This window comes from Edaphobacter aggregans DSM 19364 (genome assembly GCF_000745965.1).
In the GTDB taxonomy this organism is placed as follows: domain Bacteria; phylum Acidobacteriota; class Terriglobia; order Terriglobales; family Acidobacteriaceae; genus Edaphobacter; species Edaphobacter aggregans.
Map to the genome: position 1 here is coordinate 15,671 of NZ_JQKI01000016.1, position 15,709 is coordinate 31,379.

The 15,709-nt window shown below is 56.9% G+C and carries 12 protein-coding genes and 1 tRNA gene; 3 read left to right on the plus strand and 10 right to left on the minus strand.

Annotated features, from left to right (window positions below; genetic code table 11):
• The first annotated feature begins 299 nt into the window (after nucleotides 1–299).
• Together Q363_RS07955 and Q363_RS07960 are read left to right on the plus strand one after the other, a co-directional pair.
• Entirely contained in the window at nucleotides 300–1,667 is a 1,368-nt protein-coding gene (locus Q363_RS07955) for an NAD(P)/FAD-dependent oxidoreductase (protein WP_035349216.1), read from the plus strand.
• A 66-nt stretch (nucleotides 1,668–1,733) separates the two neighbouring features.
• Complete coding sequence (locus tag Q363_RS07960; RefSeq protein WP_035349217.1) at nucleotides 1,734–2,660, plus strand: NADP-dependent oxidoreductase; 927 nt, start codon at nucleotides 1,734–1,736, stop codon at nucleotides 2,658–2,660.
• A 694-nt stretch (nucleotides 2,661–3,354) separates the two neighbouring features.
• Here the strand turns inward: Q363_RS07960 and Q363_RS07970 are convergent.
• The 10 genes from Q363_RS07970 to Q363_RS08015 form a co-directional block, all read right to left on the minus strand.
• Complete coding sequence (locus Q363_RS07970; RefSeq protein WP_035349220.1) at nucleotides 3,355–3,834, minus strand: hypothetical protein; 480 nt, start codon at nucleotides 3,832–3,834, stop codon at nucleotides 3,355–3,357.
• 253 nt (nucleotides 3,835–4,087) lie between these two features.
• Nucleotides 4,088–4,981 carry an alpha/beta fold hydrolase gene (locus tag Q363_RS07975; RefSeq protein WP_035349222.1) on the minus strand — a complete coding sequence of 298 codons (894 nt, stop codon included), beginning with the start codon at nucleotides 4,979–4,981 and terminating at the stop codon, nucleotides 4,088–4,090.
• A gap of 665 nt (nucleotides 4,982–5,646) precedes the next feature.
• On the minus strand, nucleotides 5,647–6,573 hold the full coding sequence (locus Q363_RS07980) for an NADP-dependent oxidoreductase (protein ID WP_035349223.1): 927 nt from the start codon (nucleotides 6,571–6,573) through the stop codon (nucleotides 5,647–5,649).
• A gap of 164 nt (nucleotides 6,574–6,737) precedes the next feature.
• Nucleotides 6,738–7,073, minus strand: coding sequence for a hypothetical protein (locus Q363_RS07985; RefSeq protein ID WP_035349225.1), 336 nt, complete (start codon nucleotides 7,071–7,073; stop codon nucleotides 6,738–6,740).
• A gap of 279 nt (nucleotides 7,074–7,352) precedes the next feature.
• Nucleotides 7,353–8,438: a transaldolase gene (tal, locus tag Q363_RS07990; RefSeq protein ID WP_035349226.1), complete on the minus strand. Its 1,086-nt coding sequence runs from the start codon at nucleotides 8,436–8,438 to the stop codon at nucleotides 7,353–7,355.
• A 1,372-nt stretch (nucleotides 8,439–9,810) separates the two neighbouring features.
• Nucleotides 9,811–10,209, minus strand: a complete 399-nt coding sequence (locus Q363_RS07995; RefSeq protein WP_035349227.1) for a type II toxin-antitoxin system VapC family toxin — start codon at nucleotides 10,207–10,209, stop codon at nucleotides 9,811–9,813.
• Complete coding sequence (locus Q363_RS08000) at nucleotides 10,206–10,457, minus strand: AbrB/MazE/SpoVT family DNA-binding domain-containing protein (protein ID WP_035349228.1); 252 nt, start codon at nucleotides 10,455–10,457, stop codon at nucleotides 10,206–10,208. The genes Q363_RS07995 and Q363_RS08000 overlap by 4 nt, the downstream gene beginning before the upstream one ends.
• 298 nt (nucleotides 10,458–10,755) lie before the next feature.
• Nucleotides 10,756–10,843, minus strand: a tRNA-Ser gene (locus Q363_RS08005).
• A 46-nt stretch (nucleotides 10,844–10,889) separates the two neighbouring features.
• Nucleotides 10,890–12,632, minus strand: coding sequence for a carboxypeptidase-like regulatory domain-containing protein (locus Q363_RS08010; protein ID WP_035349229.1), 1,743 nt, complete (start codon nucleotides 12,630–12,632; stop codon nucleotides 10,890–10,892).
• Nucleotides 12,629–14,257 (minus strand): carboxypeptidase-like regulatory domain-containing protein, encoded by a 1,629-nt coding sequence (locus tag Q363_RS08015; RefSeq protein ID WP_035349231.1) that lies wholly within the window; start codon nucleotides 14,255–14,257, stop codon nucleotides 12,629–12,631. The genes Q363_RS08010 and Q363_RS08015 overlap by 4 nt, the downstream gene beginning before the upstream one ends.
• Before the next feature lie 200 nt (nucleotides 14,258–14,457).
• On the opposite strand from Q363_RS08015, the gene Q363_RS08020 reads away from it, so the two are divergent.
• A complete protein-coding gene (locus tag Q363_RS08020) occupies nucleotides 14,458–15,687 on the plus strand; it encodes a glycosyltransferase family 4 protein (RefSeq protein WP_245632105.1) in 1,230 nt (409 codons plus the stop codon).
• Nucleotides 15,688–15,709: the final 22 nt, after the last annotated feature.

Sequence of the window (15,709 nt, forward strand, 5' to 3'; positions counted from 1 at the left end):
AGACCCAAGATCACAATGCAGAGTTGAAGCATTCCTACAGTTATCTTCAGGCTCTACTTCGATTCAGTCAGGCTTTGTAGTTTGGTTTGCTTACCCCGGTCGCCGCAGTCAGATCCGGCACCAATCAGCTCGAACTGTCTTTTCCGATAGGGCGTATTTCGATCAGTCGAACAGCCTAGAGAAATCCATAGGTGAACCGCCGTCGATCTCAATGGTCGAACTGGGCGTTGCTCCCCATAAAGTCGAAGCTAGTCTTGACGCATAACCCATTTTGAATTGTCGATTCCGAGGCCGACCTAATGACTGACTCCCAAAGTTCCAAATCGCGTCCGAAGGTGGTCGTCCTGGGCGCGGGTTTTGCGGGGCTGAATGCCGTCAAGACCCTGGGCAGCGCCCACGTCGATGTCACGATCATCGACCGCAATAACCACCACACATTTCACCCGTTGCTTTACCAAGTCGCGCTCGCCGTGTTAAGTCCCGGGGATATTGCACAGCCAATCCGTTCCATCCTCAGCAATCACAATAATGTCGAAGTGCTCATGGAGGAAGCTTGTCAGATTGATGTTGTCGCTCAAACTGTGGCCTTGAAAACTGGTATCAAACTTCCTTACGACTTTCTGATCATCGCCACCGGCTCAACACACAGCTACTTCGGAAAGGAAGAGTGGGCAGGCGTTGCGCCCGGCCTCAAAACCATTGAAGACGCTACTGAGATCCGCAGAAGGGTGCTGCTCGCGTACGAACTCGCCGAACGGCAGATGGTCGAGACCGGCTCCCACGCCCCGCTGAAATTTGTCATCATCGGGGGCGGTCCCACGGGGGTTGAGCTTGCCGGAGCGATCTCCGATATTGCGAATCTCTACATGCTGCGAGACTTCCGGCATATCGACACATCGTCAACAGAGGTCTGCATCCTCGAAGGTTCGACCTCTATTTTGGCTGCGTATCCAGAGGAACTCCGCCAGAAAGCCGTGCAACAACTCCAAGCCTTAGGCGTTCAGGTTCGTACCGGCTTTCACGTCACAGATGTCCGACCTGGCTATGTGATGGTCGGTAGCGAAAGGATTGAAAGCGCCTGTACGCTTTGGGCCGCTGGAGTTCAAGGGTCTCCTCTGGGAAGAATGCTCGGCCTTGACGTCGATAAGCGCGGTCGGGTTCCGGTAGACAAGTTCTTGAACCCTAAAGGATTGCCTAACGTCTTCGTCTGTGGCGATCTCGCGTATCTGGAACAAGATGGCAATGCGATCCCCGGTGTCGCGCAGCCCGCTATGCAGATGGGTGTATACGCGGGAAGACGAATTAAGCACCTTGTGCAAGCTCTAGAGGTCGTCAAGAACTTTCCCGGCTTCCGCTACTTCGATAAAGGTGACATTGCGACGATCGGGCGGAAGGCAGCGGTTGCTAAGATTCTCTGGCCTTTTCGAGCGAACTGGAGCGGACTTCTTGCGTGGTTGACGTGGATGGGCGTCCACATATTTTTCCTCATTGGCTTCCGAAATCGCGTTTCGGTTTTCGCCTCCTGGGCGCGTACCTACATTCGCTTGCGGGACGGAGTGAGACTGATCGTTGGTTCTCGTGAGCTTCCCGGTTGGGATTCACTCAGTAAAGAGACAATGCCCGCACCTGAGCCTATCGATCAGGCATTCGCAGCAGAAAGCAAATAACCCATCGCGATCCGGGAGACGCTGAAGCCGGCTCCCGGAGAAAGGACACCGCAGAGGAGAACATATATGAAAGCAGCACAAATCGTACAATTCGGTCCACCGAGTGTGATCACAAACACTGACCTGCCCCAGCCGGAACCCAGCACCGGGCAACTGCTGGTCCGGGTAAAAGCGGCCGGCGTGGGTAATTGGGACGCCCTCATCCGGGAAGGCAAGGTTCAACTCCAACCTTTGCCTCTCGTTTTGGGCGCCGAGCTTTCAGGAATTGTCGAAGGGGTAGGGCCAGATGTTTCTGGATTTAAGGTTGGAGACGAGGTATACGGGGCGACAAATGAGCAATTCAGTGGAGCATATGCAGAATGTGCTCAGCCATTCGCCAAAATGATGGCGCATAAGCCGAACACACTTAACTTCATTGAGGCAGCCTCAGCTCCAATTGTGACTGTCTCAGCTTGGCAGATGCTTTTCGACTACGCCCGTGTAACTGCTGGGCAGACCGTACTCATCCATGGAGCCGCCGGGAATGTTGGAGCGTACGCCGTACAAATGGCGAAGCAAGTCGGCGTTCATGTTGTAGCGAGCGCTAGTTCTGCCGATCTGGACTACGTTCGAGGCCTGGGCGCTGAGAAAGTTGTGGACTATCAGAAACAGCGTTTTGAGGACTACGTCAGTGGAGTGGATGCGGTCCTTGATACGGTTGGAGGAGACACCCAGCAAGAGTCGCTCCAAGTCCTAAAGCCTGGGGGGATTCTTGTCTCTGTCGTTTCACCCGTTTCCGAGGAAGTACAAAAACGCCTTGGTATTCGTGCAGCCTACTTTTATGTAGATGTGACTACGGCACGATTGAAGAAGATCACCGAAATGTTCGATAGCGGAAAGATGATAACTAACGTGGGAACGGTGCTTCCACTGGAAAAAGCGCGTGTTGCTCATGAGATGCTTGCCGGTGCTCCGCATAAACGCGGAAAGATTGTGTTGAGCATCGAGGCCTAACAACCATTCAGCGAGTGCAGCCACGGAACTTTACCAGATTCATAGCTTGTACAGGGCAACACAATTGGTTTTTACCGAAAGCGATGATTCCGACTCTAGGAAAGAGGGAAAATTACTTCAGTACGGGAAAGTCGCGTTTCGATGTAATTTGAATCACAAGAACGAATTCCACAGGAACTCCACAATCGGATGCCAGGTCCACGTACTCCCAATTGCGGCGGAGATGTTGGCAACCTGCGTTAAACCATCTGCGCCTTAGATCGCGTCACGGATCGTGATGCCCTCCTCAACGACATGGTCCATACGCTTGCGCTATCGCCCCAGGCACTCGCTCGCTCCGTCGAAGCGCGGAGGACTGCTTGAGGTATGTCTACATCACACAGGAGCGGGTTCACAAATCCCAAGATATGCTGACACGATCTGATCGCCTGATCGCTCAACTCCACGATCTCGGACACCGGCCGAGTGGTATGAGCGGCAATCGGAATCATCATGGAGCCGCTTGCATGTGCTCCTCTACTGTGACTCACAGCCTGCATCCGAGCGACTTCACAGAACACCTTCAATCGCCGCGGCCACTCCTCTGGGGTCGGGTTCTTTAAACCGTCTTCACCGTAATGTGTTGTACAGACCGCGGACCGTCTTCCGGTACTCTTCGACTAGCCGGGAGCGATAGAGCCGGTCAATGTTGTTTTCAGTACGTCGTGTTTGTTTCCAATTCATCAAAATTGAGCGAGCTTGCATTGGCGTCCAACCACTTCCTCAGAGCGTCGCCTTCAATCGTGCCTTGGGACCTCAACTCGCGAGCGAGAGATTCGATGAGCGGTTGATCCGTCCGCAGAAGCCGCGAGGCCAACTTGTACCCGGCATGCGCAAAGGGATTAGTGTCTGTCACTGCTTTGGCGACATCCCAATCAACCGCAGTTTGCCGCGCGTCAAGCGCACTCGACATGTCGGATACGAGCTCTTTGCGCAACTCATCCGAAATCGGATCACTGATTGCCTGGTCCACGATCGATCCGACGTAGACGAAGGCGAAGGCTCTGCCTAGCAGCTTCGCGTCATTGTGAAACGAGTCACGCTGGCCCTTCCAGTCGCATACGATACCGCTGGGGCGCTCGCTACTATTAGTAACCGAAAGCAGCGCGACCGGAAATCCCGCACGATATGCCATTACGGCTCGTGCGGCGAGATGTTTTGCGCTTTGTTGTTGTGGCGCTATATTTTCTGGCATTGAATCAACTCCTTGCATTTCTCTTTGACGATCACTTCTGTTTCTAGACCGGTGCGGTTAACTCCCAGCTCCATGAGCCAGGCTGTGACCAAGGGCAGCGTTGGATCTAACTTTCAATGCCGGGTCCTTCCATTGCATATCCGGTGGGAAGACTCGAAATCAAAAGAGATCTCTTGGCACACCCTTTCAGGACTTATTTCTCGTTTATGGTTCGGTCGAGAAACTCATGCATCAACGACCCGATCCGATCGACTTCTTCTTCCAAGGCGAAATGGCCCGTGTCAAGAAGATGGAGTTCTGCGTTGGGAAGCTCTCTTTTATAGAGCTCAGCGCCCTCAACCGTAAAGATTCCATCGTTTTTGCCCCAAGTGATCAGCGTGGGGGGCTGTTGTTTACGGAAATACTCCTGCCAATCGGCATACGCATCCAGATTCCTTTTTGCGTTGTAGAGGATTGCAAGTTGAATATCCTTGTTCCCCGGTCGGTCCTGATAAGCCTGGTCGATCACCCAATTGTCAGGGCTGATCTTCGACGGATCGCTGACACCATGCAGATAATGCCACTTGGTTCCTTCAATCGTCAGAAGCCAGTCGAGTAGAACTTGAGCGTTCTTTTGGCTCGGATCTTCCCAATAGTCAAGTAATCCCGTTTTTAAGAACTCCTTATTTATGGCTTCAACATGGGCGTCCCCGTTTTGGACGATCATAGCGGTCACGCGTTCGGGATGCATGACAGCTAAATGGAAGCCAACCGATGAACCTATGTCCGAGAGGTATAGCGCATATGAAGAAAGATTCAGCTTTTCGGTGACCTTTTCGGTCACAGTCGCGAACCGCTCGAAGGAATAGTCGAAATCGTTGACCGACGGTGCTGAGCTTTCGCCATATCCAGGGAAGTCTGGGGCAACGACATGATATGTATCCGCAAGCATGGGAATCAGATTGCGGAACATATGAGAAGACGACGGAAAGCCGTGCAAGAGCAGAACGGTGGGAGCATCTCGGGGACCGGCTTCGCGATAGAATATTTCCAGCCCCTCTACGTTAAGCGTGCGATAGAAAACGGTCGGTGTAATCGTGTTTGACATCCAAACTCTCCTTCGGCGCGTGAATCGCACCTTCAAGAGACTAAGCCGCGATAGCACGCGACTCCCTATAGAAATGTTTAGGTCTCGAACAATACAAAGTTGCAACTGCAGAAAACAGTAGGCCACGGGCTGATTGAAGAATGAGGCGCGTCTTTCAACAGTCAAACTACGCTTGGTTGACCCTTTGCTTCTCAGGTATTTTCGCCGACCAGGGCCACAGAGAATCGTCTCCACAAAGCCTTGCTCGATATGCCGATCACGAGTCAAGTCCCAGAGGGTGTGTTCTCGCCTCAGGCAGAAGACGATTCGGACGGATCAATATTGACGATCCAAATTAACTATGGCCGGGACCTGATAATCGCTGCTAGCGACCACGGCAAAGGAAGCGATGTATTACGCATCCACGAGAAGGAACCAGGACATTATGGGGTTAGGTGAATGTATGAACGCGCGCGCAACATTGGCGCCAGCTTATCGAGCGGCGGCGCCGGAGCACAACACAAGAATAGGATTGGCGGACGCTTGGCGATTTCTGAATGAGGGTGGTGCCCGCTGAAGCTCGGCTGGGCCCTCTGACGAGTGGTGCTTGAGCATCGTCGATGCTCAAGCACCACTCGCGAAGCGATGGAAAGTATACGGCGTGGGCGTTGGGCAATCCCGAGTCCTCACTGACGAACGCGGATGATCGTCTTTCCCTTGATCCGCTCGGTCGGGTTGAAGGCGGCGACGGCATCGTCGAGGGCAGCCACGTTACCGATGTTTGTCCGCAGCCGACCATGCCGGACCCGCTGGACGACCTCACTCAATTGGGCGCGATCGGGTACCACCACGAAATCGATAGTCAGGCCGTCAGCGGGCCGCGCCTCGGTCGGGCCGGTGATGGTCACCAGCGTTCCTCCGGCGCGAATCACGCCCGCGGACCGCTTCGCGATGTCGCCACCGAGGACATCGAAAACCAGATCGACCCCGCCGACATCTTCTAGGGCGTCGTTATCGAGGTCGACGAACTCCTGCGCGCCGAAGTCGAGAGCCGTCTGACGGCCGCCAGCGCGCCCGGTGCCGATGACGTACGCGCCGGCCTCACGTGCAAGCTGGCTCGCCATCGAACCGACTACGCCGGCCGCACCGTGCACGAGGACGGTCTGCCCCGCACGAAGGCGGCCGTGCTCAAACAGCCCCTGCCACGCGGTCAGGCCCGGCATCACGAGGGCCGCGCCCACCGTGAAGTCAACGTCGCCCGGCAGCGGCGCGAGATTGCGTGCCTCGACGCCTACATACTCCGCCAGCGTGCCGTCGCGAGTCCAGTCCGTGAGGCCGAACACCCGTTGTCCCACCGACAGCCCCGTCGTTCCATAGCTGAGGGCGGTGACCACTCCGGCCAGCTCGTGGCCGGGGATCGAAGGCGTCCGGTCACGGCCGAGGCGGTCGATCCAGGTCGAGGGCCACGACAGCTCATCCCCGGTGAATCCCGACGCATGAACCTGAACAACGACATCGCCGTAGTTCGCGCCCTCCCCCTGCGGCTCGGGCCGCTCCACCAGCTTCATCCCGGCCGTTCCCGCAGCCTGATCCGTCACCACAATCGCCTTCATCGGTCACCTCCCTGTGTCGAGTTCTTGCCTGCAAGGTAGCCGCTCCATCCTTTGTTGCCGTGCCATGTCAGTTTCATAGGAATTGTCTCCTCGGTAATTTGTCTCTTTACTGCCCTTATGTTAGGATCTGCATCCTTTTTCAGAAACCGCGGAAATCATAGGGGTCAACCTCTATTTTTCTGCAGCTCTGATCGCCGCGTCCCAAGGGGAATTTGGCGCCGTGTCGATCGGGGTGCTTCATAATATTGCAGAATTCGTTGAAGCAGTACCTTTTGCGGCGCGCTAACTTCGACATCCCGCTCTTTGACCGTATTCCGGACAAACGTTAGTTGGTTGGCAACACCACACGAGCAAGCGGATGTGGCCGCAATCATCAAATGGTTGATGATCAGTTCGATAACCTCGTCCTTCGATGCAATGGCCTCACGAAGTAACTGGTTCTTATAGAGCAATTCTCCAATAAGAACTAAGAGGCTCTCATCAGCGTGGTCTTCGTTCATGGTCGTCCATCCATTCCGTCCGGTGGAGGCGCCTTTACCCGACGGCTCGACGCCGGATTGGCTTCAGCTTCCACGATTTTGTTCGAAAAGTTCTTTCGCGGCGACATCGCATCCCACAGTCCAAATACTGTAGTTCTATCTAGGTGCATAGTGCGCCGGAGTGCGCCGCTCATGGGCTGGTGATGGGGGCGGTACCAACGAGGATGCGAATACCGTCGCCCGCGTCGGGTTTCCCATAAGCCCTGTGTATCCTGAAATGCATTGATTTCTCCCGGTTGCCTATCCGACCCGCGCCAGTTCAGCACCCTTTGCGCTGATAACATCCATCAATTCGATCCAGGACTTAACGAACGATTTTGCGCCATCGTTTTGAAGCTCGAGGCCCAATGCATCGATGTCTATTCCCGCTTCTGAGAACCGCCGCAGGACGTCTTCGACATCGGGCTGATCTGGTGACATCGCACGATCTACTTCGCCATGATCCCCGAAAGCAATGAGCGTTGCTTCGGGCATGGTGTTCACAGTAAGCGGCGCCGCCAGTGCCCTTACGTAGTACGTATCCGGCAGCCCCGGATCCTTTGTCCCAGTGCTTGCCCATAGAAGTCGCTGGGCGTGGGCGCCAAAGTTGTAGGCACGTTGCCAGCGCGGCGAGCGCAGCAGCGCCTGGTAACTCCGATATACTTTGCCGGCAACCGCTATTCCAAGCTGTCCCCTGAGATGCTCCGGTACCTTGTTCGCGACGGCCACGTCCCAACGGCTAATGAACACCGAGGCCACCGACTCGACAACCGGCTTGAGACCTGCAGCGATTCGCCGCTCAATTCCGCGGAGGTATGCTTCGGCCGCAGCAACATATTGATCGGACGAGAAGAGTAGGGTCACATTGATGGGCACCCCCGCAAAGATCGCCTCTTCGATTGCCGGAAGGCCTTCGACAGTGCCGGGAATCTTGATGAAGACATTCGGTCGCGCTGCGCGGGCGAAGAGATCCTTCGCCGCGGCGAGGGTCTTTGTCATGTCATAGGCGAAAGAAGGTGGAACCTCCAAGGATACCCAACCATCGACACCATTTGTGCGATCGTAAGCGGGTCGAAAAAGATCCGCTGCTCGCGTTATGTCTTTCAAAGCGAGATCGAAGAATACCGCCTCCCCACTTTTACCGCGACGCGAGCCATCAAGAATCGCCGAGTCATACGCAGCGCTATTCTTCACAGCGTGGTCGAAGATCGTCGGGTTAGACGTCAGTCCCGTAATCGAAAGATCGTCGATGTAGTGTTCGAGTGTGCCATTGTTCAGCAGGTCACGAGTTATATTGTCGAGCCAGAGGCTCTGGCCGAGATCCCTTAGCAGTGCTGTCGCCTTCATCGCTTCACCATTCCCTGTAAACCGTTGTCGTAGCCGTTCAGGTAGCCCGCATCCGTTCGAAATCGCGGTCGGAGTGCTAGCCAGAAGTCCTACGCTGTGAGGATTCCTCATCACACCTGATAGCGCGACATCCCTGCCGGTAGTAATCATCCTGCATTTTTCTACAGGGACCGTAATGACCGTCGCGCATAGGAGTGTCCGGATTGGGTGAGATATCCGAAGCTGCTCCGAAGGATGACGCTGAACAAATGTTCAGGTGAGGGAATGGAGATGTAGCGGTGCGAGATATCGATAGTTGGCGCAGAGTATCGGTAGGCTGGTTGACCTGATTATGCTTGCGGCCGTGCTTAAGGTTGGGCTCGGCCTTCTTTTCTCAGAACTGAATTTAGGCCTGACCTTCTGCGAAAACGCTGTGGGGACTTTTGTGGGTAGACTGGCTAAAAATAGTGGTTAATTGTGGTCAGTCCCCGCAGTCCTCCTGTAACAATTGAGCTGCGTAAGACACTGAAGATGAGCGATATAGAACAACCATGAGCAATCACGAAATGGACAAATGTCTAGCTGTTAACCCAATGGTTGTAGGTTCGAGTTCCAGAGCCATGAGATCCATGGCTTACAAGTCTCGCTTCATAAGGTGCAACCGATTGTTTGCAAATCTGCGACTTCTTGTGGAGGAGGGTGACTCGAACCATATGCCATGCGCCATGCGGCATCGGCACCTCAAGCTAAGAAGCACGTTGTTGGAGATTATGCGGCACTAGTCGGTGAAACCCTGATCACAAGGTGTCCGATATGGTGTCCCTTCGATTTCGGATTCTATGCGATTCAATGCAGATCGGCGCGAGATCAGAATCCCAATTTCCATCGTGTGCGAGACAGCGTATTGGCGGATCACTTCCAGTTGATTTTCAGGTGAATACTGCTGGTGCTCAGTGGACATGCGCACGTATTGCGCTGCGCGCACGGAAAGAAGCGTGTTCGTGGGCGTAGTAGACGTCTCCATTCGTATGCTAACCAAACCTTGCAGAATCGAAATTTCACCATGACGTTCGGCATTTGGTGAAACCTCAAATGGCTCTATATTTGTAGTGGCGAAGCGATGTTCTTTTCGCGACAAGACTGGCGAAATTTATCTGTGGATAATCACGCGATGTAGGTAACGACCGAAACGGCAACGAGGATCAGTATGCTGGCCAAAAAAGGTTCCCAGTCTCTACCGTAGTCGTCGCGCTCTAGTGTTCATCTCTTCGCTTTTTAGCCGAATGGTGCACTTAAACCAGTACCGAGGAACCGGCTTCGCTTCCTGCCAAATTAGTGGAGACTGGAGACAATCTCGCGAGCCTTAGATTCCCACTTCGGTTATCACTTTTCGTTAGGTCAGCAACTTAGCCTGCTGTCCCTGCTTGGTGATCAGTGAAACGGCCCGTTTGTCGAAGGAAACGAAGGTTTCGGCGCCCAGCCAGTTACCCTCGTAGGCGATCAGGCCGTCCGCAAAGTCTCCGCCAGCATTGAGGATCGCTAATCCGGCATCCACAGCCGGACGATTGACGGCGACATTGCTGGCATCGAGCAGCGCATCGAGGGCCGCGGAAATATCCCCCAGCCCGAAGTTGTAAACCCGACGCAGCACCCAGACGAACTCGCAGAGGCATGGCAGGGAAACGGCGATCAGCTCGGCTTCCTTGAGGAGCTTGGTTGCAGCCTGGGCCTGTTTCACATCGTCACGCACCACAGCGCGGATAAGAATGTTCGTGTCCGGGGTGATCTTCATTCCTGCCCGGCCCAGTTGGCCGCCGCCGCCTCGTTGAGTTCATCGAGAGTCGCGATCTTCTTGGTCTTGCCCGCAAGCAGGCCGAGGAAGCCGTCTATCGTTCCGGCAGGCCGCACGGCCCTGAGGGTCACCCGACCATCCGGCAGCTTGTCCAACTCGATTTTTTCTCCCGGCTCGATGCCAAGATGTTGCAGCACATCCTTACGGAATGTGACTTGCCCCCGCGCCGTTACCGTCAAAGTGGTCATGGCTAAATCCTCATGCTTCAAACTTGATTGTAATGCAAAACTGCATTACCAGGCAATGGACGAGGGACAAGGGAAGGGCGGGCGAGAAGTGCAGCAAAGGTATTTTCACGAATGCTGCCGAGAAAGAACCTTGGAGACGGTGGAGAATCCGTTGTAATGCCGAATGACCTTTGTAAGTAAAATCTGGGGGACAGAAGAGAATTGCGTGCAAAATGGGCACGATATACGCGATATGCATATCGTCCAAATAGCTTGTTTTGAAAGATTTGCAAGTGGGTCAGCAACTTGCGAGTTGGTGTGGCGGAGAGACAGGGATTCGAACCCTGGATACCTTGCGGTATACACGCTTTCCAAGCGTGCGCCTTCAGCCACTCGGCCATCTCTCCGCGATTTGCGGGCCTTCTTGAATCTAACACAGTGGGCGGGATGACTTCACGGAGCCTGTGCCGTGATGTCTTGCCTCAGGTTCGCGCCGGATCGAGGCTCGAGCGGCACGCCTTGGGTCAGGTAACCTCGAAGCGTTGCGGGATCGCTCCAGTTCACGCTCCATCCATGATCGATCGCGATCAGGATGTACTGCCCCGGAACGATCTTCGGTAGATCGAAGCTGCCGTCCGTGTTCGTCTGGTCGCGGACCACTGTGGTGAAGGAACCTGGGTCGTCCAATCCAGCGGGAACGAGAAGCACCATAGCTCCGACTGCCGGCTTGCCATCGAAGGTTGCGATGCCAGTGACCGTGGCATGGCCGCTGGCCATGTGCAGGGTTAGCGTAGCATCGCCTCCTTGGAACGTGACGAAGCGGCCGGCGACCTCCGCTCCCTGTGCCGAGATGCCGGTGAGATACGCGTCGCCTCTACCGGTAAAGTTGGCCTCGTATCGCCCCGGCGGTATCTCGAAGCCGCTCTCACGCGGCTGCTGTGTCTGCGGGCCACGACGCATCACCACCGGCATCGGGTGATTGCCGCCGAAAGGGAAGAACTGCTGCCCCGTCTCGGCATCGATCAGTTCGAGGCCGAAGGGCCGTTCCTCGGTCCCTTCGTTGTCAAAGTTCACAGTGATGTTGGCCAGCGAGGAGGCCGCCGCATTGAAGTCGACGACACGCGCCGAGCCATCGGATATCTCAACCAGCGCGGTTCGAGTCTCCGCGTTCTGTTGTGCGAGCCGCACACGGTAGGGGCCGGGCGCCAGGCCTCCGACATCGACCTGCCCCTGTGGACCGTTCGTGATCGCAACCTGTGCAAAGCCGAGGCCGGCGATCCCGGTATCCATCCGCTCGAGCACAGGAAAAGCAGGAACGACACGGCCGCCAGACTGCTCCGCAGGCGGTGGAGGAAGAATCCGAAGATGAACTGCGGGAATTGGAACAAGGTGAAAGTCGGCCCGTCGAACGTCGCCGCCGTGAAGATCGATCGTCTCCGCCTCGGCAGCGTTGTTGACGCCCGGATACCACGAGAGCTGATACGTTACGTCGAGTGATGGGTCGGCCGGCGGCGCGGACAGGGCAGAACTTGTCTGTGAGTTGAATCTACGCGACTGGGCGGTGCTCGCATACCAGGGTTTCGCCTCGACCAGCACACGGTAATGGCCCGGGGCAAGATTGGCGAACTCATAGACGCCGCGATCGTCGGTCTGCGCAAAGGTCTGTGGACGAAAGGAGTCGGCCTTGCGTTCCGGAATCGAGAGCTGCTCCATCAGCAGCCCGACACGAGCGTTGCGGACCGGCTCTCCGGCCTCATCCAGAACCGCTCCTGTGATGCTGGCCTCAGGCGAAAGCTGGAAGCGCAGATCGATGGTGGGCGCTGCCGCGGTGAGGACGATCGCCGAGGAATAGTTTTGATGCTCGTCGTAGGCTTGCGAGACATATCCAGGCGCTGCGGCGTTCAGTTGCCACGCTCCCGCCGAGGGCAGCGGAATCGAAAAGCGGCCGTGCTCGTCGGCGTCGAAGCCTTCGACGGCAGGAACGGCAGGGAACTGACGCCCCGGGCCTCGTCCCCTCTGCTGGGTCAGCGACGGAGTCAGATGGCTGTGGGGAATCGGCGTTCCATCCACACGGCTGACCACCACTCCAGTAATCCGGTAGGGGGTAGGCGGGGCCGGAGCTGGCCCAGGCGGCATTGCGAGACAGTACGACGCCGCCAGCAGCAGAGCCAGACCAGACGAGAGCACGCGCATCATGGAACTATCTCCGCCGAAGGCACGGCATTCACCTCGAGTTCCGTCTTGTCGCCTGCATTCACCGTCACCGAGTGAATATACGTCGAGTAGGCCGCCAGGGCCTTGGGGTCACGATAGTCGGCCAAGTGCCGGTTCTCAAACCCGACCGCCTGATAACTTCCCGGTGGCAGGTAAGGAAGGCTGAAGACGCCATCCGAGCCGCTGCGAGCGGTATAGACCGGAGCCGCGCTGCGGCCTGCCGGGATCAGGTAGAGCCAGACCGAGGCAGGGCTTCCGTTCACCATTGTTGTTCCGTACAGGCTGCCGGTCTGATCGCTCACCGTAATGACGATTGGAGAGTTCCCGGAGCCGGGGCTGATCGACAACTCCTGCTGGAGCAGGTCGGTCGCGCCGTAAGTCGCGGACTTCACGAACCATTGTCCCGAGTTGCGCGCAGTCAAGCGATACACACCCGGAGGAGCATGGAAGAAGCTGCCGTGGTCGGGGGAGTTGACCAGCCCTACAGTGCCATTGCCGCGCTTGGAGGAAGAGTCCCGGACGTCTTCCATCATTAATCCAAGCTGCTGCGGCATGGGAGGCGCTTTATCGGACGTACTGCCCGAATCCTGAATCACTTGCACCGGAATCGCCGGAATCGTTGCCATGCGGAGGACCACGCCCGAGACGTTCTGCTCGGCGACGGTTACGGTCGTCTCGCCGTACTCCGATATCTCCCCCATGTTCAGCGTAGCCATCAGAGTAAACGAGCCGCTGGGCAGCTGGACTCTCAGTTCGCTGTCCGGCCCCGTACGAGCGACGTTCAGTGGAATCACCGTTCCGTCGCTGGAGCGGGCCAGAATCGTTGGGAAGCCGCCCTCTGCGGACTGTTCCAGGCGTAATGACACCATGTAAGCAGGAGCTACACGCGGATGGAGGTCAAAGCGCTCCTCGGTGCCGCTTCCAATATGGATGGTCTCTGAGGCGTTGGATGAGGTCCCCGAGGGAACTCTCAGAGGAAGGATGGCCTTCGCGGTTCCTCGCAGCCGGGGCGAAAAGGCGGTCTCGATCCGGTAATCTCCGGGCGGCACCGCGACGCGAAACTCGCCGCGCGAGTTGGTCATGTTCTGACCCGCCGGGTACCACTGATGTCCCGTCTCGTTGTAGACGCTCCTCTGGGCCGTCACCATGACCTGCGGCAGTGGCGTGCCGTCCGAGGCCGTCAAGGTTCCGGTCAGCAGGGCCTCAGGATAAAGCCGCACGATCACCGGTACTGCTATCTGGTCGGCCCGCAACGTGGTGTTCGACATCGTCTCACCCTCGACGCCGGAGTAAAACCCAGGCTTGTTTACTTGCAGCATCGCGTTGCCGGCCGCGGCAAACTGATCGAACTCGAACTTGCCCTCATGATCGGTCAGCATCGCCCGATCGTTGAGCCTGACCAGCGCGCGCGGGACTGGTTGACCGGTCGCAGCATTCAGGACGGCGCCGGAGACCGAGGTCATGGCCGACGACGACGTCGTTGTGGAGTTCATGCTGCGAAGCTGTCCCGACATCTGCCCAGCGGACGATGCCGTGGCCATCCCCAAGAGAAGGCAGAGGGCAGCGAGAGCGCTTGTATATCCGGGCGAGATCCGAACAAGTGGCAAGAGAGCGGGCTCCTGGCGAATCAGACGGCGTAAACCGATATTAGTGAGACACCAGGGCTGCAGCAAAGGTGCCTGCGGACAGCTTTCTCGGCGCACGTGGTATGTCCGATAACACATATTATGTACAGTGGCCAACAGGACAGGACATTTGAGGCCCCGTCCCCACCCAGCCCCCGCGTTTCCACGGATTCTGAGCCCGTTTGCTACTATCGACTCCGGGGGCTCTCCTCTCTTTCCTGTTCTTCATGAGAATCGTCCAGGCCGTCTTCGGCGTCTTTCATCACTTCGAACTTGCTCGCGAGATGGACCGCCGGGGTCACCTCTCCGTCATCTACTCCACCTTTCCCTGGCGGCGCCTCCAGCGCGAAGGCCTGCCTCACTCCAAGGTCGAGACCTACCCCTGGCTGCATACGACAGAGTTTCTTCTACAGCGCTACCGACTCAGCAATCGGTGGCTCTATGACCAGCTGGGCTATACCAACGCGCGTGCCTTTGATAATTGGACGCTGCGACGGATTCCTGCCTGCGACGCGTTTATCGCCATCTCAGGTGCCGGCCTGAAGACGGGCCGCGAGGTACAGCGCCGCGGCGGCCGGTTTATCTGCGACCGTGGCTCGACCCACCAGCGTTACCAGGACCGGATCGTCTCGGAGGAGTTTCGGCGTTGGGGGGTCGACCAGCCCGTCACCGATATCCGCGACACCCTCCGTGAGGAGGAGATCTACGAGGCGGCTGACGCCATCACGGTCCCGTCGAGCTTTGCGGCGCGGTCCTTTGTGGAGATGGGCCTGCCCGCCGACAAGGTCCGGAGGATCCCCTATGGAGTACGACTCGAGCGCTTCCGGCGCGTTGGGGAGCCCAGTACGGAGCGCTTCGACGTGCTGTTCGCCGGCTCGGTGGGCCTGCGCAAAGGGTTTCCCTATCTGCTGGAGGCGTTCGCGCAGCTGACACATCCGAAGAAGCGTCTGCGAGTGGCGGGGGCGATCCAGCCTGATATCCGCAATGTTCTGGCGCGGCTGCCGCAGAAAAACGTCGAGTTCCTGGGAACGGTCTCGCAGGAGCGCATGGCGGATCTGATGAGCACAAGCCACGTCATGGTGCTGCCCAGTATCGAGGAGGGCCTCGCCCTGGTCCAGGGGCAGGCGCTGGCCTGTGGCTGCCCAGTCATCGCAAGCACCAACACCGGCGCCGAGGACCTGTTCACCGACGGGGTCGAAGGCTTCATTGTGCCGATTCGCGATCAGGCTGCCCTGACCACACGGATGCAGCAACTGGGCGACGACCGCTCACTCCAGCAACGCATGAGCGAGGCTGCGCTGGCTCGGGTTCAGATGCTCGGCGGCTGGCAGCAGTATGGGGACTCTTGGGAGCAGTTTCTCCATGAGCTCACTGCCGAAACCAGCGGGTCAATATCTAAAGCAGTATCTTAGAAATTTTAGCTTTATGTCTGAT

Bases quoted from the DNA above. Each gene is read 5' to 3' on its own strand.
- tal (WP_035349226.1), bottom strand. From the start codon at position 8,438: ATGAAGGCGACAGCACTGCTAAGGGATCTCGGCCAGAGCCTCTGGCTC.
- Q363_RS07980 (WP_035349223.1), bottom strand. From the start codon at position 6,573: ATGAAGGCGATTGTGGTGACGGATCAGGCTGCGGGAACGGCCGGGATG.
- Q363_RS07975 (WP_035349222.1), bottom strand. From the start codon at position 4,981: ATGTCAAACACGATTACACCGACCGTTTTCTATCGCACGCTTAACGTA.
- Q363_RS07970 (WP_035349220.1), bottom strand. From the start codon at position 3,834: ATGGCATATCGTGCGGGATTTCCGGTCGCGCTGCTTTCGGTTACTAAT.
- Q363_RS08000 (WP_035349228.1), bottom strand. From the start codon at position 10,457: ATGACCACTTTGACGGTAACGGCGCGGGGGCAAGTCACATTCCGTAAG.
- Q363_RS07960 (WP_035349217.1), top strand. From the start codon at position 1,734: ATGAAAGCAGCACAAATCGTACAATTCGGTCCACCGAGTGTGATCACA.
- Q363_RS07955 (WP_035349216.1), top strand. From the start codon at position 300: ATGACTGACTCCCAAAGTTCCAAATCGCGTCCGAAGGTGGTCGTCCTG.
- Q363_RS07985 (WP_035349225.1), bottom strand. From the start codon at position 7,073: ATGAACGAAGACCACGCTGATGAGAGCCTCTTAGTTCTTATTGGAGAA.
- Q363_RS07995 (WP_035349227.1), bottom strand. From the start codon at position 10,209: ATGAAGATCACCCCGGACACGAACATTCTTATCCGCGCTGTGGTGCGT.
- Q363_RS08010 (WP_035349229.1), bottom strand. From the start codon at position 12,632: ATGATGCGCGTGCTCTCGTCTGGTCTGGCTCTGCTGCTGGCGGCGTCG.